Consider the following 18,937-nt stretch of genomic DNA (forward strand, 5'->3'; position numbering starts at 1 on the left):
AACGGCACGGGCCTGGGAGGACCTCGGTGGCCAAGGATCGACCAGCCCTGCTGCCCCCGTCGCAGCGGCACCTCGTCACGCGCTTCGGCTACGGCGTCGACGCGACCCTCGCTCGCGACGTGCGCCGCGCCGGCGGCGCCGCGGCGTGGTTCGAGCAGCAGCTCACCCGTCCCGGGTCGTTCCCGGACGCCTCGGCCGCGGCCGTACGCCGGTGGTGGCCCGACCTCGACCGCAGGCCCGGGGACCTGTGGCAGCGCCAGGTCACGGAGGTCCGCGGCGGGTGGCAGGTGATGGAGGACTACGGGCGCTGGCTGCTCGTCCGCCGGATCCGGACCCGGCGACCCGTGCACGAGAAGATGACCGAGTTCTGGGAGGCCATGCTCCACGTGCCGGTCAGCGGGGACGCGCACTTCACCTGGCGGGTGGACTACGGCGACACGATCCGACGCCACGCGCTCGGGCGCTTCGACGAGCTGCTCCTCGCGACCACCACGCACCCGGCGATGCTGATCTTCCTGTCCGCGGCGACGTCGACCAAGCGCGCGCCCAACGAGAACCTCGGCCGCGAGCTGCTCGAGCTGCACACCCTCGGTGCCGGCAGCTACGACGAGGACGACGTGAAGGCCTCGGCCCGGATCCTCACCGGCTGGCACGTGGACCTCTGGAAGACGTGGGCACGGTCCTACGTCAAGGAGGACCACTGGACCGGCCGGGTGCGGGTGCGCGGCTTCAGCCACGCCAACCGCAAGGGCGACGGTCGCGACGTCACCCGCGAGTACCTCCGCTACCTCGCCCACCACCCGGACACCGCGCACCACGTGTGCCAGCGCCTGGCGACCAAGTTCGTCCGCGACGACCCGCCCCGCGCCCTCGTGCGACGGCTCGCCAAGGTCTACCTCCGCAACGACACCGCGATCGTCCCGGTGCTGCGGGCACTCGTGGCCAGCAAGGAGTTCCGCGCCTCCGCCGGCGCGAAGCTGCGCGACCCGAGCGAGGACGTCGTGGCGACCTACCGCGCCCTCGGGGTCCGCGTGGGTAGGCCCAGCCGCAGCGACTCTGCCGCCAACGCGATGCTCTGGCAGGCGAGCAGCCTCGGTCTCTCGCCCCACGCCTGGCCGCGCCCTGACGGCACACCGGTGACCGACGACGTCTGGGCCTCCCCCGCCCGCGCCCTCGGCTCCCTCGGCATGCACTGGGGCATGGCCGGCGGCTGGTGGCCGGCGCAGGGCCTGCGCTACCGCGAGCCGAGCGCCTGGGTCCCGGCGAGGAAGGCGGTCCGGTTCGAGGACCTCGTCGACGACGTCAGCCGCGACCTGCTCCACCGGCCCGCGTCCAGACGCCTCGTGGAGGCCGCGTGCCTGGCCACCGGCTGCCGGGCCAGAGAGAAGATCGACCGTGAGCACGGTCTGTACGAGTGGGGCTTCCCGCGACTCCTGGCCGCCGTCCTCGACTCCCCCGACCACCTGGCGTGCTGACATGACGACTCCCGAGACCTCCTCGTCCCGCCCCTCGTGCGGGTGCCCCGACTACGACCGGGCGCGGCTGGCGCTGAGCCGCCGCCGGCTCGTCGGCTCCGCCCTGGCCGGTGGGGCCGTCGCGCTCGGCCCCTCGCTGGCCGGCGGCCCCGGGGCGTACGCCGTGACGGGCCGCACCGCGAACGCCCTCGCCGTCCCCGGCGGCTCCGTGCTGGTGCTCCTGTCGCTGCGCGGCGCCGCCGACGGACTGTCCCTCGTCGTCCCCCACGCAGACCCCGTCTACTACGCGGCCCGCCCGCGGCTCGCGATCCCGGCCACCTCGCTGGTCGCGGCAGACGCCATGTTCGGCCTGCACCCGGCCCTCGCGCCGCTGCTGCCGATGTGGGAGAGCGGCAGGCTGGCCGCGGTCCACGCCACCGGGATGGCGACCCCCAACCGCTCCCACTTCGCGGCGATGGAGGCCATCGAGGACGCCGCGCCCGGCTCCGCCGAGCGCACCGGCTGGCTCAACCGCCTCCTCGGCGAGCTGCCCGGAGCCTCACCGCTGCAGGGCACGGCGATGGGCAACCAGGTGCCGACCTCGCTGTACGGCTCCCAGCCGGCGTTCGTCGTCGGCCGCGTCGACAACGCCAAGGTCGCCGGAACGGACGAGGACGGGCGCCGGCTCGCCTCCCTCACGCACGCGTGGGCCGGGCGCGGTGCGATGAGCCGGGCGATGCGGGACGCGCTCTCCGGCGCGGAGGCCTTCGGCGTCGCACGCGGGGTGGCGGCAGGGGCGCCCACCCCGGCCTACCCGGGCACCGGCCTGGGCAAGGCGCTCTCCGACGTCTCGCGGATCGTGCGCGCGGGCGTGGGTGCCGAGGTGATCACCGTCGACCAGGGCGACTGGGACATGCACACCGACGCGGGCACCCTCGAGTGGGGCGACATGAAGCGCAACGCCGGCGACCTCGCGAGCTCGGTCGCGGCATTCTTCGCCGACCTCGGGCCGGCCGCCGACCGCGTCACGCTCGTGACCCTCAGCGAGTTCGGCCGGCGGGTCAAGGAGAACGACGACTACGGCACCGACCACGGCTTCGGCAACGTCATGTTCGTCGCCGGGGCGGGCGTCCGGGGCGGGCGCTACTACGGGTCCTGGCCCGGGCTGCAGGACACTCTTGACGGCGACCTGCTGGTCACGACCGACTACCGCAGCGTGCTGACCGAGGTCGTCACGAAGCGGTTCGGCGTCTCGGTGGCGCAGGTCTTCCCGGGGTTCACCCCGCAACCCGTCGGCGTGATGGCCTGAGGGGCGACACCCTCCCCGCCGCGGTGCCATGCTCGGGGGCATGACCCAGGACCGTCCCGCTCCCCCGTCGTACGACCCGCTCCCGGAGGACTGGGACAGCGCCCTCTTCGTCGTCGCCCACCCCGACGACATCGAGTACGGCGCGGCCGCCGCGGTGGCCCGGTGGACCGGGCAGGGCAAGCGCGTCGTCTACTGCATGGTGACCAGCGGCGAGGCCGGGATCGACGGGCTCCACCCCCGGGAGAGCGGGCCGCTGCGCGAGGCCGAGGAGGTGGCGTCCGCAGCCGCCGTCGGCGTCGACGAGGTGCTCTTCCTCCGGCTGCCCGACGGGATCCTGGAGTACGGCGTGGATCTGCGGCGGGCCATCGCCCGGGTCGTGCGAGAGCAGCGACCGGACGTCGCGCTCACCATCAACTTCCGCGAGACCTTCGGCGGGACCAACCTCAACCAGGCCGACCACATCGCCGTCGGCAGGGCGCTGCTCGACGCCGTGCGGGACGCCGGCAACCGGTGGGTCTTCCCCGAGCAGCTCGTCGACGGCCTCGAGCCGTGGGGCGGCGTACGTGCGGCGTGGGCCGGCGGCTCACCGCAGGCGGCGCACGCCGTCGACGTCACCGACACCTTCGACGCGGGAGTCGCTTCCCTGAAGGAGCACCGGGCCTACATCGAGGGACTCGGCTGGGAGGGCTGGGACCCCGAGGAGTTCCTCGACGGCATCCTCCGCGGCGGCGGCCAGGGCCTGGGCGTCACCCACGCGGCGACCTTCGAGGTCTTCCCGCTCGGCTGGGGCTGAGGCTCACCCGCCCGGCTGCTCGGCCGGCTCGGGGAGGACGCCGGTGTCGACCACGTGCCGGGCCACGGCGAACAGCTTGATGTTCTGCTGCGACGAGAGCCTCTTGAGCACCCCGAACGCCTGCTCCGAGGAGAGCGCGAACCGCTCCCGCAGGATCCCGGTGGCCTCGCCGATCAGCTGGCGGCTGGCCAGGGCGGTGTGCATCTGGTCCTGCTTGACGGTGGCGCTGAGCGCGACGGCGGCGTGCGCTGCCACGACGAGGCCGTCGAGCTGGTCCTCGTGGTCGAAGGCCCCGGTCTCGTAGGCGTAGAGGTTCAGCAGGCCGAGGCTCTCGCCCTCGACGAACAGCCGGAACCCGAGGTAGGACCGGAACCCCGTCTCCTCGACGACCCGGGCCGACCAGCGGGGCCACTGGCTGTCCCTGCCGAGGTCGGAGGCCGAGATGACGTCCGGCGTCGCGGCGCCACTCATGGCAGGGCCCTCGCAGAGCTCGTGCTGCAGGTCGTCCATCGCCTGCACGGAGTCGTGGGTGTGTGCGCACGTGTCGTCGCGCCCGGGACGCAGCACGCAGACGCCGGCGACGTCGCACGGGCCGATCAGCTCGACGGCGACCGCGGCGACGCGCTCCAGCGTCTCGCTCGGGTGGCGCGTGCCGGACATCCCGCGCGCTGCGTCGGCGAGCCGCCTCCCGAACTCGTGACGTTCCATCGTGGAGCCTTCCCTCCGGTGGTCGACCCCGCCCGCATCGTGTAGACGCGACCCACGCGTCGGAGGGGCCGGACGTGACGGCGGCCCGGGTGGCCGCTTCTTGACCACCCGGGCCTGGGCCCCTGTGAAGTCGCGACGTCGCAGGGGCCTGACCTGCAGTACCCGGATGGCGCCACACGATCCGCGCAGGACCCAACGGGGTGGGGTGGGCTGGATGACCCCGGAGGCCGGGCCGGACGAAAGAACAGAGCCGCCCCCGACCCACAGGTCGGAGGCGGCTCTTCCGCTCCCCCGGTTGGACTCGAACCAACAACCCTCCGGTTAACAGCCGAATGCTCTGCCAGTTGAGCTACAGGGGATCGCTTGTGCAGCGAGGCGCAACACTAGCAAGGGGCCTCGCGACAGGTGAAATCAGGGCATGCCGACGTCGCGGCGGGCCAGGTCGAGCGCCTCGCGGGCCGCCGAGCGGACGGCCGGGTCGGCCGGGTCGACCCCCTCGTCGTACTCGTAGACCCAGTGCACCGAGCCGGCACCGGCAGGGGCCCGGCGAGCGATGACCCGCAGCCCGCGGCGGCGACCGACCTCCACGTGGCGCTGCAGGACGATGCTCGCGGTCACCCGCTCGTGGACCAGCTCCAGCAGGCGACCGGGCTCGGCCAGCGTGACGATGTGCACCGGCCGCTGCTCACCCCACGTCCCGACCTCGGAGAGCCGGAAGGAGTCGGTGTCGCGGTCCCAGCCGGCCGCCTCCACCTGCTCCCACGGCACGCGGCGGGTCTCACCGTCGCGGACGAGGTAGAACGCGTCGCGGGTGCCGGCGAGGACGGTGCCGTCGGTCGCGGTCGCCGAGGCCAGCACCCGCTCGCCCGCGCCCACGTCGACGGCGGGGGTGGGCGTACGTCGCCACAGCGGGCTCACGACTGCGCCCCCGACAGGCCCACGGCGCCGTCGCGCAGCTTGCGGCGGTGCTGCTCGAGCATGACGAGCTCGCCGAACATGCGGTTGTACTCGAGGGCCTGGTCGACCGGGTTGGTGCGCTGCAGGCGGGCCTTGACGTCGGCGATGCGGCGGGACGTGGTGAGCTCCTGGAGGCGGTAGACGTAGGCGACGGCGAAGGTCGGGTGGGGGTCGGACGTGCCACGGACCGGCTCGACCCCGAGCTCGGTGACGGCGGCGCCCACGGCGGGGTCGGTGGCGGCCGCGCGCACGCGGTTGGCCCAGCCGGCGTCGTCGACACCGCTCACGGGCCCGCCGGCGGCGGTCACGGCTTCCCAGACGCCCTGGAACGTGGGATGGGTGAAGTCGGCCGCGGTGACGTGCGTGGTCGTACGCCCCACGCCGGCGGGGTGCTGGATGACCAGCTTGAGCAGCTCGCGCTCGATCTGGAAGCGCGGGTCGGACAGGCTGGGCAGCGCTGGCCTGGCAGGCTCGGGTGCCTCCGGCCGCTCGGTCGCGCGGGCCGGGCGCCGCTCGTCGGGGCGGGCCGGTCGCGCGGCTGCCCGGCGCACCTCCTCGCGCACCTGGTCGAGGTCGACCCCGACCATGTGCGCCAGCTCGCGCGAGAAGGTCTCGACCTTCGTGCGGTCGCGGATGCTGGCCACCAGCCCGGCGGCGTCACGCAGGGCGTCGACCCGACCGTCCGCGCGGTCGAGGTCGTAACGGGTGAGGATGTTGTCGAGGGCGAACCGGTAGAGCGGTTGGCGGCTCGCCACGAGCTCCCGGACCGCCTCGTCGCCGCTCCTGAGGCGCAGGTCGCAGGGGTCCATCCCCTCGGGGGCGACGGCGACGTAGGTCTGGGACGCGAAGACCTGGTCGCTCTCCAGCACCTTCATCGCGGCCTTCTGGCCGGCGGAGTCGCCGTCGAAGGTGAAGATCACCTCGCCGCTCGTCGTGCCGTGGTCGCCGAGGAAGCGACGCAGGACGCGGGCGTGGTCGGTGCCGAACGCGGTGCCGCACGAGGCGACGGCGGTCGTGACACCGGCGAGGTGGCAGGCCATCACGTCGGTGTAGCCCTCGACGACGACGGCCTGCTGGCTGTCCTTCATCGCGGTGCGGGCCAGGTCGATCCCGTAGAGCACCTGGCTCTTCTTGTAGATCGCGGTCTCGGAGGTGTTGAGGTACTTGGCCTCGATGCGGTCGTCGTCGAAGATCCGGCGCGCGCCGAACCCGATGGTGTCGCCGTTGGCCTCGCGGATCGGCCAGACGAGGCGCCCGCGGAAGCGGTCGTAGTGCGACCGGCCGTGCGCCACGAGCCCGGCGGCGACCGACTCCTCGTCGGTGAACCGGCGACCGCGCAGGTGCCGGACGAGGGCCTCGCCGTCGCGCGGGGCGAACCCGACGCCGAACATGGTCGCGGCCGCCTGGTCGAAGCCCCGCTCGTGGAGGAACTGGCGTGCCACGACGGCATCCGGCCCGGCCAGCTGCTCGGCGTAGAACTCCTGGGCGACCTTGTGCGCCTCGATGAGCCGGCCACGAGCGGGTCCGCGCGGGCGTACGGGCTCGTCGTCGCCGTCCTCGCGGCGCAGCTGCACGCCGAACTTCTCCGCGAGCCGCTCGACGGCCTCGGTGAAGGTGAGGGCGTCGACCTTCATCAGGAACGAGATGACGTCGCCGCCCTCGCCGCAGCCGAAGCAGTGGAAGAACTGACGGGCGGGGTTGACGTTGAACGAGGGGGTCTTCTCGTCGTGGAACGGGCAGAGGCCCTTCAACGACCCACCACCGGCGCGCTTGAGCGTGACGTAGCCGGAGACCACGTCGTCGATCCGCGCCTTCTCGCGCACCTCGGCGATGTCGTCGTCGCGAATCCGGCCTGCCACGCCGGGGAGTCTACGGGCGCCCGCCCACGGCCGGGCCCGGGAATCCACATCGCCGCCCCGACCACCCCTGCGGGTTGGCCGGGCTGGTGGCGGGGATGCGAGTTTGGCAGGGTCGGAGCATGACCTCTCAGCACGGAGCGCCGGAGAGTCAGACTCTCGGAGCACTCGTCCACCAGCTGTCCCAGCAGATCCCCGAGCTCGTCCGCTCGGAGATCCGCCTCGCCCAGGCCGAGGTGGCCCAGAAGGGCAAGCACGTCGGCATCGGCGCCGGGATGTTCGGCGCCGCCGGACTGCTCGGGTTCCTCGCGCTCGGCTCGTTCACCGCGGCCGCGATCCTGGGGCTCGCCCTCCTCGTCGACGCCTGGGTGGCGGCGCTGCTCGTCGGAGTGGTGCTGCTCGGCGCGTCCGTCGCGGTCGGACTCCTCGGCAAGGAACAGGTCGGCGAGGCCACGCCCGCTGCGCCCGAACGTGCGATCCACGGCCTCAAGGAGGACGTGGCGACAGTGAAGGGAGACCACCGTGACTGACCAGCACAAGACCCCGGAGGAGCTCGAGGCGGAGATCGCGCTCCAGCGCGAGCAGCTCGCGGGCACGGTCGACGCCCTCGCCGCCCGGCTCGACGTGAAGTCGCAGGCGCAGCAGAAGGTCGCCGCGCTCAAGGACTCCGCCACCACCGACGACGGCCGGCCGCGCAACGAGGTGCTGGCCGCCGCCGGGTCACTCGTCGCCATGGCCGTGGTGCTGCTGCTCTGGCGGCGCCGCGGCGACCGCTGAACCACCGCTCGAACCAACAGGGAAGGGAGACCCCCATGAGGAAGCTCATGCTGCTCGTCGCCGGAGGTGTCGGGTACGTCCTCGGCACGCGCGCCGGACGCGAGCGCTACGAACAGATCAAGAAGACCGCGATGCGCGTCAAGGACGACCCGCGGGTCCAGGAGAAGGCCCACCAGGCGGCCGACGTGGTCAAGGAGACCGCCAAGGACAAGGGTCCGGTCGTGAAGGAGAAGGTCGCCGCCGCAGCCAGCACCGCGGCCGACAAGGTGACCCCGAACGGCCACCACCGCTCGGACACCGAGCACCTCGAGGACCAGCTGCACCCCGACAGCACCGCCCGGCAGGACAACCCCTACCCGCAGGGCGACCTGCCCTAGAGCCCCGCGTGGCGCGCGACGGCGCTGGCGTCGGTGAGTGACGCGACCTGGTCGATGATCACTCGCCGGCGCCCGGCGTCGTCGACGGCTGCGTCCCAGTCGCCGACGAAGACCGGGTCGAGCGCGTCGGCGCCCCGCGCCCAGAGTCGTTCGACGAGCTCGGCCACGAGCTGGCGCTGGCGGTCCATCAGGGCGACGCGGTCATCGGCCTGCATGACGTAGAGCGCCGCGATGCCCTTGAGCACGCCGATCTCCACCTCGGTGGCCGCGGGCACCACCAGGTCCGCCCGGTGCCGCACCGGCGACTCACCACCGGTCGCGGCGAACGTCGCGTGCTGGACGCTTCCGCAGAACCGCCCGACGAGGTCGCTGGTGAGGTTCTTGATCGCGGCGAGCGCGCGCCGGCTCCCGTCGTACGGGGTGGTCGGCCAGCTCCCGACGGCGCGCAGGTCCGCGAGCGCGGCGTCGAGCGTCGCGTCGTCGACCTCGGGGAGGTACCACGAGCGGACGGTCTCCCAGAGCGCGTCACGGTCGAGGCGGGTGAGGTCGAGCCGGCCGGCGACGATCCCGTCCTCCACGTCGTGCACCGAGTAGGCCACGTCGTCGGCCAGGTCCATCACCTGGGCCTCGAGGCAACGCCGGCGGCCGGTGACGCCATCGCGGACCCAGTCGAAGACCGGTCGGTCGTCGTCGTAGACGCCGAACTTCACCACCACCCGCGGCGTGCCGTCGGCGTGGACGCCGTGCGGGCCGGACGCCTCGGAGCGAGCCCACGGGTACTTGGTGCAGGCGTCGAGCGTGGCACGGGTGAGGTTGAGCCCGACCGACAGGCCCCGGTCGTCGAAGGTCTTCGACTCCAGCCGGGTGAGCAGACGAAGCGTCTGCGCGTTGCCCTCGAAGCCTCCGCAGTCGGCGCTGAGGGCGGCGAGCGCCCGCTCGCCGTTGTGCCCGAACGGCGGGTGGCCCAGGTCGTGGGCCAGCGCCGCGGTCTCGGCGATGTCGGGATGGGTGCCGAGCGCCCGGGCGAGGTCGCGGGCGACCTGCGCCACCTCCAGGCTGTGCGTGAGCCGGTTGCGGACGAAGTCGTCGGTCTGCGGACCGACGACCTGCGTCTTGGCCGCGAGCCGGCGCGACGCGGCTGCGTGCACGACGCGCGCCCGGTCGCGCTCGAAGGCGAGGCGTACGGGCGCGTCGACGCGCTTGGGCGGCTCGGCGACGAACCGCTCGCGCGCCGCGTCGTCGTACAGGTCCTCGATGCTCATCGGCCGGTCAGCCTAGCGAGCACCGCCGACGTCGACGACGCGGCGTCCGCAAGCGCTTCAGTAGACCGTGACGTGCACGTGGTCGTAGTGGTTGGCGGTGACCGACCCGCGGTCGGACATCCCGCGCCAGCCCTCGCCGGCACGGTCCACGGACCAGATGTTCTGGGCGTAGATGAGGTACTCGATGCCGAAGGCGGAGTAGTTGGCGCGGAGGAAGTTGGCGACGTCCCAGCCGGTGGAGCCGCTGACCATGATGTCCATGGCGCGGCCCTGGCCGTGGTCACCGTCGCCGCGCCACGTGCCGTAGCTGGTGATCTGCGGCCAGTTGGAGCACACGGCGTCGTGGATGTCGTAGAGGGTCGCGCGCCCGGCGTCGATGGCCGAGCCGTTGGAGCACACGCCACCGAGGCTCGGGCCCTTCGGCTCGGGCTTCGGCTTGTCCTGGCTGAGGTAGTCGGACGTGACCCAGCGCGACTGGCCGTCGATGACGACCTGGGTGCGACCGGCCTGCTCGCGACCGGTGACGGTCACCTGCTTCAGGGCGTCGATCAGGCCGAGCTTCTCGGACTTCTCACCGGGGCCGGACCAGAGGTTGAGTGCCTCGGTGGTCCACAGTCGGGTGTCGACCTTCTTGGCGAGGCGACGGGCCTGCCGGTCGACGCTGATGTCCTTGCGAGCGGCGGCCTCGGCGCGAGCCGCGGTGCGGATCTGCGAGCGCGACACTGTGGTGTCGCTGCGACGGGTCAGGGCCGTGCTGTTGGACACGGAGTCCTCAGCGTCGCCGGAGACACGGTCGGAGGTGTCGCCGGGGACGGTCTGCGACGTGCTGGAGGAGGCGAGGAGGTCCTCACCGGAGGTCGCAGGCTCGGCCGCGAGGACGCCCATGGTCACGGCCGAGAGCGTCGCCACGACGGCGAGGGGGGCTGAGACCTGGACGGAACGGGGGAGGGACTTCTTGCGGGGGCTAGCAGGGGTTTCCCGCTTGTGGCGATGCTGAGCCACAGCGCTGATCCTTTGCGTTTGCTGACGGGGGACTGCGCCGAACCACGAGCCTGGAACCAGCTGGAACCCGGGGGAAGAGCTCGTGCCCACGTCGACGCGATCCATGAGTGAAGCACAGGATTCTCGGCCTGTCCCAATTCTCCACGGCAAAAGTGAGCGTGTCCCCGCTCACCCCGGCCCTTCGGGCGGGCGAGTGACGGTCAGCCGCCGGTGGCCTCGTCGGCGTCCTCGCGCAGGTGGGACCCGCGGCCGTCCGTGTCGTCGAGCCAGCCGTCCGGGAGCACGACCTTCTTGCGGGGAGCGCCCTGCCGCCCGCGCGGCGTACCGAGCTCGCGCTCGGGGAACGGCGCGGCGTCGTCGAGGTCGGCGAGCAGCTCGTCGAGGCTCGCCAGCGAGTCCACGAGCGCCAGGCGGTGGCGCAGCTCGCCGCCGGCGGGGAAGCCCTTGAGGTACCAGGTGATGTGCTTGCGGAACTCCTTGCAGCCGCGCTCCTCGCCCATGTGCTCGGAGAGCAGCTCGGCGTGCCGGCGCATCATCGTCTTGACCTCGCCGAGGCTCGGGAGCGTGGCGACGTCCTCGCCGTGGAACGCGGCCGCGAGGTCGCGGAAGAGCCACGGTCGGCCGAGGCAGCCCCGACCGACGACGACCCCGGCGGCGCCGGTCTGCTCGACCATCCGGACGGCGTCGGCGGCCTCCCAGATGTCGCCGTTGCCGAGGACGGGGATGTCGACGTGGTCGACCAGCGCGCCGATGGCGTCCCAGTCGGCCTCGCCGGAGTAGGCCTGCTGGACCGTACGACCGTGCAGCGCGATCGCCGCCACGCCGCTCTCCTGCGCGATCCGGCCCGCGTCGAGGTAGGTGAGGTGGTCGTCGTCGAGGCCCTTGCGGGTCTTCATCGTCACCGGCACGTCGTACGGGGCGGCGGCCGCGACGGCGTGCTCGAGGACCTCGCCGAGCAGTCCGCGCTTCCACGGCAGCGCTCCCCCGCCGCCCTTGCGGGTCACCTTGGGGACCGGGCAGCCGAAGTTGAGGTCGACGTGGGCGACGCCGTGGTCCGCGCAGAGGATCTCGACGGCCTTGCCGATGTAGACCGGGTCGGTGCCGTAGAGCTGCACGGAGCGCACCGTCTCGAGCTCGTCGAAGACGAGCATCTTCTTCGTGGTCTCGTCGCCCTCGACGAGGCCCCTGCTGGTGATCATCTCGCAGACGTAGAGGCCGGCGCCCTGCTCGGCGCAGAGCCGCCGGTAGGCCGCGTTGGTGATGCCTGCCATCGGCGCGAGGACGACAGGCGTCTCGACGCGCACCGACCCCAGGGTCAGCGAGTCGGGCAGCACGGTCGTCACCGCGCCATTGTCGAACCCGTGCCCGCCGCGGCCCAAATCAGCCGCGACCGCGCCTCTTCGTGTCCTTGCGCGACCGAACGGGCTCCTCGACGTCGCCGGTCCAGGTGATCGGGTCGTAGCCCTCGGTCGGCTCGAAGACCAGGTCGCGGACCCGGCCACCGTCCGGCACGAGGTAGACCAGGCACATCCCGGCCTCCGCGCCCGGCTCGAACGGCACCGGGAGCGGCCCGCTCTGGCACGGCTCGAAGTCGCCGCCCAGCGTCCACGGCGCCCCGAGCGTGCCGTCGGTGTCGCGGAGGTAGAGCGGGACGTCCTGCCCGCCGAGGTCGGTGTCGCCGACGTTGGCGAGCGTGACCTGCACGAAGTAGGGCCGCGCAGCCGCCATCGCCTCGTCGCCCGCCCAGCCGTCGAAGACCGTCCGGCGTTGCTCGGCGACCGCGTCGACGCTCAGCTCGAGCAGGCCGGTCAGGTCCTGCGTGGGTCGCCAGGCGAGCTGTGCCGACTCGCCGAAGGACAGCTCGGTGCCGGGGTCGGTGCCGACCGGCTCGAGGGTGACGACGGTCGTCGTGGGGCCGGGCTCCGGTTCGGCGCCGGGGTCATCGCCCGTGCAGCCCGCGAGGGACAGCGCGGCCGAGGCCGCCGAGGCCGTCGTCAGGAGCAGGGTCCGCCGCATGGCGACACCCTGCCACGCCGCGCGGGGCGACGTGGGCGTACGGACCGCTCAGCAGCCGACGAGCTTGTCCGCGAACCAGCGGGTGATGCCGTCGAGGCTGACCCGCTCCTGCGCCATGGTGTCGCGCTCGCGGACGGTGACCGCGTCGTCGTCGAGGGTCTCGAAGTCGACCGTCACGCAGTAGGGCGTGCCGATCTCGTCCTGACGGCGGTAGCGGCGACCGATGGCGCCGGAGTCGTCGAAGTCGACGTTCCAGTTCTGGCGCAGCTCGGCGGCCAGCGCCTTGGCCTTGGGCGAGAGGTCGGCGTTGCGGCTCAGCGGGAGCACGGCGACCTTGACCGGCGCCAGGCGCGGGTCGAGCTTGAGCACGACCCGCTTGTCGACGCCGCCCTTGGTGTTGGGGGCCTCGTCCTCGGTGTAGGCGTCGATGAGGAACGCCATGAGGGAGCGGGTGAGGCCCGCGGCCGGCTCGATGACGTACGGGATGTAACGCTCGTCCGCAGCCTGGTCGTAGTAGGACAGGTCCTTGCCGGAGAACTCGCTGTGCTGCTTGAGGTCGAAGTCGGTGCGGTTGGCGATGCCCTCGAGCTCCTCGAAGTCACGACCCGAGAACCCGAAGCGGTACTCGATGTCGGTCGTGCCCTTGGAGTAGTGCGACAGCTTCTCCTGCGGGTGCTCGTAGTGGCGCAGGTTGTCGGGGTTGATCCCGAGGTCGACGTACCACTTGGTGCGCTCGGCGATCCAGTAGCGGAACCACTCCTCGTCCTCACCCGGCTTGACGAAGAACTCCATCTCCATCTGCTCGAACTCGCGGGTGCGGAAGATGAAGTTGCCCGGGGTGATCTCGTTGCGGAAGCTCTTGCCCATCTGGGCGATGCCGAACGGGGGCTTCTGGCGGCTCGAGGTCACCACGTTGGCGAAGTTGAGGAAGATGCCCTGCGCGGTCTCGGGGCGCAGGTAGTGCAGGCCCGACTCGTCCTCGATGACGCCGAGGTAGGTCTTGAGCATCATGTTGAAGCTCCGCGGCTCGGTCCACGCGTTGCGGGTGCCGCAGTTGGGGCACGCGACCGACTCGTTGATGTCGACCGTGTCGGGGTCGTCGATGCCCTTCTTCGCGGCGTGGTCCTCCTGGAGGTGGTCCTCACGGAAGCGCTTGTGGCACGACTGGCACTCGACCAGCGGGTCGCTGAAGGTGCTCAGGTGGCCGGAGGCCTCCCAGGTGCGCGTCGGGAGGATGACGCTGGAGTCGAGACCGACGACGTCGTCGCGACGGGTGACCATGAACCGCCACCACTGGCGCTTGATGTTCTCCTTGAGCTCCACGCCGAGCGGGCCGTAGTCCCAGGCGGAGCGGGTGCCGCCGTAGATCTCACCGCAAGGGAAGACGAAACCCCGGCGCTTGGCGAGGGAGACGACGTTGTCCAGGGCGGTGGGGGCGGGCTTGGCCACGGTGGGTGTCCTTCAGTGGTCGGGCCGGCTGGCTGCCGGCTCGGACAGTGCGTACGGAGTCGAGCGGGCGCTCACCCTATCGACCGGGGACGGGCCTCGTTGAGGTCGGTCCCCTCCTCGACCACCTCGTACGCGCTGGGCTCGTCGACCGCGTGCACCATGAGCGGCTGGATGTGCATCTTGCCCTCGTACGACCCGAGCGCCCGCCGGTAGGAGCCGACGTTCTCCCAGCGGGTGGTGAGCACCCACAGGCCGGGGTCGTCGACGTTGCGACCGACGTCGCCGGAGACGTACCCGGGCTTCGCGGCGAGGATGGCGAGGGCGTGCAGCAGGCCGCGCCGCAGCTCGTCCTCCGCCGCGGCGTCGGGCCCGCTGGGGGCGGACGGCGTACGGAGGCGGGTCACGACGAGCACGACGTCACCCTACGGCCCCGGTGGCCCACTCCTGAGTTGACAACGATTCTCAACATCGCTGAGAATCGTTCTCATGTCGCTCGCCTCCCGCCTCGTGCCCGTTGCCAGCATCCTGACCGCCTCCGCCCTCCTTGCCGGATGTGGCTCAGACGACGCCGGCGCGTCTGGCAGTGGTCGCCAGGCCGTGGCCGCGTTCTACCCGCTGGCCTGGGTCACGGAGCGGGTGGCGGGCGACGGGTGGGAGGTCAGCAACCTGACCCAGCCCGGCGGGGAGCCCCACGACCTCGAGCTCGGGATCGCCCAGACCGCGGCGCTCGACGAGGCCGACGTGGTCGTCTTCCAGCACGAGTTCCAGCCGGCCGTCGACGAGGCGATCGAGAACGTCTCGGACGCCGTGGTCGTCGATGCCGCCGAAGCCGTCGAGCTGCGGTCGCTCGAGGAGCAGCACGAGGGCCACGACGACGAGCACGACCACGGCGACTCCGACCCGCACTTCTGGCAGGACCCGCTGCTGATGGCCGACCTGGCCGACGCCGTCGCCGCGGAGCTCGCCGAGGTCGACGCCGACGGCGCGGCGACGTACCGTGCCAACGCCGAGGAGCTGCGGGCCGAGCTCGAGGAGCTGGACGCCGAGTTCAGCGAGGGCCTCGCGCGCTGCGAGCGGGACACGGTGGTCGTCAGCCACGAGGCGTTCGGCTACCTCGAGCGCTACGGCGTGCACTTCGAGGGGATCGCCGGCCTCTCCCCCGACGCCGAGCCCACGCCGGCCGGCCTCGCCGAGCTCGAGGAGCTGATCGCCTCCGAGGGCATCACCACCGTCTTCTCCGAGCGGCTCGCCTCGCCCGCGATGGCCGAGAGCCTGGCTGCCGACACCGGGGTGGAGACCGCCGTCCTCGACCCGATCGAGGGACCGGGCGATGACGGCGACTCCAGCGACTACCTTGCTCTCATGCAGCAGAACCTCGAAGCGCTGAAGCAAGCCAACGGATGCTGAACCCCACCGGCAGCCCGGTCGTCGAGGCCCGTGACGTCACGGTCGCCCTCGGCGGCCGTCCGGTGCTGCGGGGCAACGACCTTGTGGTCCGGGCCGGTGAGTTCGTGGCCCTGATGGGGGCCAACGGGTCCGGCAAGAGCACGCTGGTGCGCGCCCTGACCGGCCTGCGTCCGCTCATCCAGGGCTCTGTCCACTTGTTCGGCACGCCGTTGGCCGAGTTCAAGGAGCGTCACCGGATCGGCTACGTGCCCCAGCGTGGCACGGCGGCAGGTGGCGTGCCGGCCAGCGTGCGCGAGGTGGTGGCCTCGGGGAGGATCACCCGCCGCTCGATCCTGCGGCCTGCCGGGAAGGCCGACCGCGCGGCCATCGACGACGCGCTCGAGGTCGTGGGCCTCACCGACATGGCCGGCGACGGCGTCTCGACGCTGTCCGGGGGCCAGCAGCAGCGGGTGCTCATCGCGCGCGCGTTGGCGGGCGAGCCGGAGCTGTTCTTCCTCGACGAGCCGACCGCCGGCGTCGACCTGCCCAACCAGCGCGCGCTGGCCGGGGCGCTGCGGACCCTGTCGGAGCGCGGCGCCACCATCGTCCTCGTCGCCCACGAGCTCGGGCCGCTGGAGCCGCTCGTGGACCGGGCCGTGGTGATGCGCGACGGCCGGATCGCGTACGACGGGCCGCCGCTCGCCCACGAGGACGTCCACGCGCACCACCACCCGTTCGCCGGTCCCCACGACCACGTGCCGCACGTCGGCTCGCCGTTCGACACGATGTCGCTGGACCCGAGGGAGGACCGCCGATGAGCATCGCCGAGCTCCTCGACCTGCTGGGGCGCGACTTCATGCAGCGCGCGCTCCTCGCCGCGCTGCTCACCGGGCTGGCCGCACCCGCGATCGGCACCTTCATCGTGCAGCGCCGCCTCGCCCTGATGGGCGACGGCATCGGCCACGTCGCCGTGACCGGTGTCGCCCTCGGCCTGCTCACCGGGGCGTCCCCGACGTGGACGGCCGTCGTCGTCGCGATCCTCGGCGCCGTGCTCATCGAGGTCATCCGGGAGCGGGGCCACACCAACGGCGACGTCGCCCTGGCGCTGCTGTTCTACGGCGGACTCGCAGGCGGCGTCCTCATCACCGGACTGGCCGGGGACGGTGCTGCGGGACTGCAGGTCTACCTGTTCGGGTCCGTGACGAGCATCAGCCCCAGCGAGGTCTGGTACACCGCCGGGCTGGCGCTGGTGGTCCTGACCCTCACCCTCGGCCTGCTCCCCCAGCTGTTCGCGGTGGCCTCCGACCCCGAGTTCGCCCGGGTCGCCGGGCTCCGGGTCCGCGCCTACAACCTCCTCGTCGCCGTCCTGGCCGCCGTCAGCGTCACCGTCGCCATGCGCACCGTGGGACTGCTGCTGGTCTCGGCGCTGATGGTCGTGCCGGTCGCCACCTCCCAGCAGCTGGCGCGCTCCTTCCGCTCCACGCTGCTCTGGGCCATGGCGCTCGGCGGGGTCGCCGCCATCGGCGGGCTGGTCGTCGCCGCGTGGCTGTCCGCGCGGGCCACCGTGGCCCCCGGACCCTCCATCGTGCTCCTCGCCCTGACCATGTTCGCCGCGACCTGGCCGGTGGGCGTGTGGGTACGACGCCGCCGTCGCATCGCCGAGCCCTTCCCGGCGCTGGGCGCCGATGCACCCGGTCCGCACGAGGTGGAGGAGCACCCCCACGAGCACGGCGAGGCCTGCGGCCACCCGGCGGTGCAGCACGGCGACCACGTCGACTACGTCCACGGCGGGCACCGGCACGCCGCGCACGGGGAGCACTATGACGAGCACTGAGCCGGCGCGCCCGGCCGTACGTCCCACGCGTCAGCGGCGCGCGGTGACAGCGGCGCTGGCGGCCTTCGACGACTTCCGCAGCGCTCAGGAGATCCATGACCTGATCACGCGCCAAGGCGACTCCGTGGGCCTCGCCACGGTCTATCGCGCGCTGTCGGCGCTGGCCGACTCCGGCGAGGTCGACATGCTCCGCAGCGAGGACGGCGAGGCCATCTGGCGTCGCTGCTCCGACACTCACCACCACCACCTGGTGTGCCGTTCGTGCGGCGCGACCGTCGAGGTGGAGGGACCGGCCGTCGAGCGCTGGACGAGCGCGATCGCCGGCGAGCACGGCTATGCCGACATCAGCCACACCCTGGAGATCTTCGGGACCTGCCCGGCCTGCCGCGTTTCGTGACGGCGCTGGCGCGCCTCCTCAACCAGCGGTAGGGGTGTTGGGCAGCGCGCCGCCGTAGCGACGGTCCCGGGAGGCGTACGTCTCGACCGCGGCCCAGAGGTGTCGCCGATCGACGTCGGGCCACAGCACGTCGGTGAACACCATCTCGCTGTAGGCCGCCTGCCAGAGCATGAAGTTGGACAGCCGCTGCTCGCCGGACGTACGCCAGACGAGGTCGGCGTCGGGCAGCTCGGGGACGTAGAGGTGACGCGCGAAGGTACGTTCGTCGACCTTGTCCGGGTTGAGCCGGCCCGCCGCGACCTCGCGGGCGATCGAGCGGGCGGCGTCGGCGAGCTCGGCGCGACCGCCGTAGTTGACGCACATCGTGAGGGTGAGGACGTCGTTGTCCTTGGTCATCTCCTCGGCGACCTGCAGCTCCTTGATGACCGACTTCCACAGTCGCGGCGCGCGACCGGCCCAGCGCACCCGTACGCCCAGGTCGTGCATCTCGTCGCGGCGTCGGCGGATCACGTCGCGGTTGAAGCCCATCAGGAAGCGCACCTCGTCGGGGCTGCGCGACCAGTTCTCGGTGGAGAACGCATAGGCGGAGATCGCCTTGACACCGATCTCGATCGCGCCCTCGACGACGTCGAACAGCGTGCTCTCGCCCTGCTCGTGGCCCTTGGTGCGCGGCAGGCCGCGCTGCTTGGCCCAACGGCCGTTGCCGTCCATGATGATCGCGACGTGCTCGGGGACGAGGCCCTTCGGGACCGGCGGGGGCGTCGCGCCGGACGGGTGCGGGGTGGGCCGCTTCACCTGTCGCTTCACGGGAGACAGCGTAGGTGCTGTGGCGCTTCGCCTTTGGCAGGATGACCGTCGTGACCGCCCGACTCCTGATCGTGGTCTCCGGCCTGGCCGCGAGCGGGAAAACCAGCGTCGGGCGAGGGCTGAGCGACGGGGTGGCGCTCCCGTTGCTCGACAAGGACGACATCCTCGAGGCGCTGTTCGACAGCCTGGGCTGCGACGACCGCCGACACGAGCCGTCCGGTCGACGGTCCGGCGCTGCTCGAGACCGTGCGCCCGCTGGTGTCGCTGGCGTCAGGGCCCTCGCCGGGTTGGCCCTGAGCGACGAACGTCGCGTCACGAGACAACCTCAAAAGTCGTGAGCCACCTACCGTCCACAGCCGTGGTCAGTGTCGGTTGTCATGTCTCAGGACATCGGTGACAGTTCTGCCTCAGGACATCGGTGACAGTTCTGGTGGTCTTGGTGGTGACACTTCTGCCCTCAGGCTGCGGCGGTGGCAGTCCATGAACCCATCGATCCCCGTGTCCGTCTTGCGATCTCGCAGTGGCCCGATAACGCGCCTCGCGGGGCTGTCTC

General features: G+C 72.2%; 21 protein-coding genes and 1 tRNA gene. 11 read left to right on the forward strand and 11 right to left on the reverse strand.

Annotated elements, in window-relative coordinates:
- Nucleotides 1-26: 26 nt before the first annotated feature.
- Genes IE200_RS19825 through IE200_RS19835 form a run of 3 tightly spaced genes read left to right on the forward strand, consistent with a single transcriptional unit; the run spans nucleotide 27 to nucleotide 3,556 of the window.
- Nucleotides 27-1,475: a DUF1800 domain-containing protein gene (locus IE200_RS19825; protein WP_191281220.1), complete on the forward strand. Its 1,449-nt coding sequence runs from the start codon at nucleotides 27-29 to the stop codon at nucleotides 1,473-1,475.
- Between the two features lies 1 nt (nucleotide 1,476).
- Nucleotides 1,477-2,763 (forward strand): DUF1501 domain-containing protein, encoded by a 1,287-nt coding sequence (locus tag IE200_RS19830; protein ID WP_191281221.1) that lies wholly within the window; start codon nucleotides 1,477-1,479, stop codon nucleotides 2,761-2,763.
- A gap of 40 nt (nucleotides 2,764-2,803) precedes the next feature.
- On the forward strand, nucleotides 2,804-3,556 hold the full coding sequence (locus IE200_RS19835) for a PIG-L deacetylase family protein (RefSeq protein WP_191281222.1): 753 nt from the start codon (nucleotides 2,804-2,806) through the stop codon (nucleotides 3,554-3,556).
- 3 nt (nucleotides 3,557-3,559) lie between these two features.
- Here IE200_RS19835 and IE200_RS19840 read toward each other — a convergent pair whose 3' ends face one another.
- The 4 genes from IE200_RS19840 to dnaG all read right to left on the reverse strand — a co-directional run bounded on the left by IE200_RS19840 (nucleotide 3,560) and on the right by dnaG (nucleotide 7,080).
- Nucleotides 3,560-4,264, reverse strand: a complete 705-nt coding sequence (locus IE200_RS19840) for a GAF and ANTAR domain-containing protein (protein WP_191281223.1) — start codon at nucleotides 4,262-4,264, stop codon at nucleotides 3,560-3,562.
- A gap of 286 nt (nucleotides 4,265-4,550) precedes the next feature.
- Nucleotides 4,551-4,623: transfer RNA gene (locus IE200_RS19845), tRNA-Asn, on the reverse strand.
- Between the two features lie 52 nt (nucleotides 4,624-4,675).
- Nucleotides 4,676-5,182, reverse strand: coding sequence for a hypothetical protein (locus tag IE200_RS19850; RefSeq protein WP_229856870.1), 507 nt, complete (start codon nucleotides 5,180-5,182; stop codon nucleotides 4,676-4,678).
- The gene (gene dnaG, locus IE200_RS19855; RefSeq protein WP_191281224.1) at nucleotides 5,179-7,080 is read right to left on the reverse strand and encodes a DNA primase; all 1,902 of its coding nucleotides are present in this window, start codon (nucleotides 7,078-7,080) and stop codon (nucleotides 5,179-5,181) included. Before dnaG ends, IE200_RS19850 begins: the two co-directional genes overlap by 4 nt.
- A 119-nt stretch (nucleotides 7,081-7,199) precedes the next feature.
- On the opposite strand from dnaG, the gene IE200_RS19860 reads away from it, so the two are divergent.
- From IE200_RS19860 to IE200_RS19870, 3 genes are read left to right on the forward strand one after another with little or no spacing between them, the layout of a single operon-like run.
- Entirely contained in the window at nucleotides 7,200-7,607 is a 408-nt protein-coding gene (locus IE200_RS19860) for a phage holin family protein (RefSeq protein ID WP_191281225.1), read from the forward strand.
- Complete coding sequence (locus IE200_RS19865; RefSeq protein ID WP_191281226.1) at nucleotides 7,600-7,854, forward strand: DUF3618 domain-containing protein; 255 nt, start codon at nucleotides 7,600-7,602, stop codon at nucleotides 7,852-7,854. Before IE200_RS19860 ends, IE200_RS19865 begins: the two co-directional genes overlap by 8 nt.
- A gap of 35 nt (nucleotides 7,855-7,889) precedes the next feature.
- Nucleotides 7,890-8,231 (forward strand): YtxH domain-containing protein, encoded by a 342-nt coding sequence (locus tag IE200_RS19870; RefSeq protein ID WP_191281227.1) that lies wholly within the window; start codon nucleotides 7,890-7,892, stop codon nucleotides 8,229-8,231.
- On the opposite strand, the gene IE200_RS19875 is transcribed toward IE200_RS19870, so the two are convergent.
- From IE200_RS19875 to IE200_RS19900, 6 genes are all read right to left on the reverse strand, one after another.
- On the reverse strand, nucleotides 8,228-9,493 hold the full coding sequence (locus IE200_RS19875) for a deoxyguanosinetriphosphate triphosphohydrolase (protein WP_191281228.1): 1,266 nt from the start codon (nucleotides 9,491-9,493) through the stop codon (nucleotides 8,228-8,230). The two genes, IE200_RS19870 and IE200_RS19875, sit on opposite strands and share 4 nt — an antisense overlap.
- A 57-nt stretch (nucleotides 9,494-9,550) precedes the next feature.
- Nucleotides 9,551-10,384: an SH3 domain-containing protein gene (locus IE200_RS19880; RefSeq protein WP_191281229.1), complete on the reverse strand. Its 834-nt coding sequence runs from the start codon at nucleotides 10,382-10,384 to the stop codon at nucleotides 9,551-9,553.
- A 311-nt stretch (nucleotides 10,385-10,695) separates the two neighbouring features.
- Nucleotides 10,696-11,838, reverse strand: coding sequence for a tRNA dihydrouridine synthase DusB (dusB, locus tag IE200_RS19885; RefSeq protein WP_191281230.1), 1,143 nt, complete (start codon nucleotides 11,836-11,838; stop codon nucleotides 10,696-10,698).
- A 37-nt stretch (nucleotides 11,839-11,875) separates the two neighbouring features.
- Nucleotides 11,876-12,511 (reverse strand): hypothetical protein, encoded by a 636-nt coding sequence (locus IE200_RS19890; protein ID WP_191281231.1) that lies wholly within the window; start codon nucleotides 12,509-12,511, stop codon nucleotides 11,876-11,878.
- 48 nt (nucleotides 12,512-12,559) lie between these two features.
- Nucleotides 12,560-13,960 carry a glycine--tRNA ligase gene (locus IE200_RS19895; protein ID WP_191281232.1) on the reverse strand — a complete coding sequence of 467 codons (1,401 nt, stop codon included), beginning with the start codon at nucleotides 13,958-13,960 and terminating at the stop codon, nucleotides 12,560-12,562.
- A 71-nt stretch (nucleotides 13,961-14,031) separates the two neighbouring features.
- Nucleotides 14,032-14,373: an antibiotic biosynthesis monooxygenase family protein gene (locus IE200_RS19900; RefSeq protein ID WP_191281233.1), complete on the reverse strand. Its 342-nt coding sequence runs from the start codon at nucleotides 14,371-14,373 to the stop codon at nucleotides 14,032-14,034.
- A 73-nt stretch (nucleotides 14,374-14,446) separates the two neighbouring features.
- Between IE200_RS19900 and IE200_RS19905 the strand changes: the two genes are divergently transcribed.
- From IE200_RS19905 to IE200_RS19920, 4 genes are read left to right on the forward strand one after another with little or no spacing between them, the layout of a single operon-like run.
- Nucleotides 14,447-15,367, forward strand: a complete 921-nt coding sequence (locus IE200_RS19905; protein WP_191281234.1) for a metal ABC transporter substrate-binding protein — start codon at nucleotides 14,447-14,449, stop codon at nucleotides 15,365-15,367.
- Entirely contained in the window at nucleotides 15,361-16,164 is an 804-nt protein-coding gene (locus tag IE200_RS19910) for a metal ABC transporter ATP-binding protein (RefSeq protein ID WP_191281235.1), read from the forward strand. Before IE200_RS19905 ends, IE200_RS19910 begins: the two co-directional genes overlap by 7 nt.
- Complete coding sequence (locus IE200_RS19915) at nucleotides 16,161-17,180, forward strand: metal ABC transporter permease (protein WP_191281236.1); 1,020 nt, start codon at nucleotides 16,161-16,163, stop codon at nucleotides 17,178-17,180. Before IE200_RS19910 ends, IE200_RS19915 begins: the two co-directional genes overlap by 4 nt.
- The gene (locus IE200_RS19920) at nucleotides 17,167-17,577 is read left to right on the forward strand and encodes a Fur family transcriptional regulator (protein WP_191281237.1); all 411 of its coding nucleotides are present in this window, start codon (nucleotides 17,167-17,169) and stop codon (nucleotides 17,575-17,577) included. Before IE200_RS19915 ends, IE200_RS19920 begins: the two co-directional genes overlap by 14 nt.
- Nucleotides 17,578-17,595: 18 nt before the next feature.
- Here IE200_RS19920 and IE200_RS19925 read toward each other — a convergent pair whose 3' ends face one another.
- Entirely contained in the window at nucleotides 17,596-18,384 is a 789-nt protein-coding gene (locus IE200_RS19925; RefSeq protein WP_191281238.1) for an isoprenyl transferase, read from the reverse strand.
- Nucleotides 18,385-18,434: 50 nt separating this feature from the next.
- Between IE200_RS19925 and IE200_RS19930 the strand changes: the two genes are divergently transcribed.
- Nucleotides 18,435-18,722: a nucleoside/nucleotide kinase family protein gene (locus IE200_RS19930; protein WP_191281239.1), complete on the forward strand. Its 288-nt coding sequence runs from the start codon at nucleotides 18,435-18,437 to the stop codon at nucleotides 18,720-18,722.
- The last annotated feature ends 215 nt before the right edge of the window (nucleotides 18,723-18,937 follow it).

The organism is Nocardioides flavus (ex Wang et al. 2016), from assembly GCF_014653115.1.
Lineage (GTDB): Bacteria > Actinomycetota > Actinomycetes > Propionibacteriales > Nocardioidaceae > Nocardioides > Nocardioides flavus.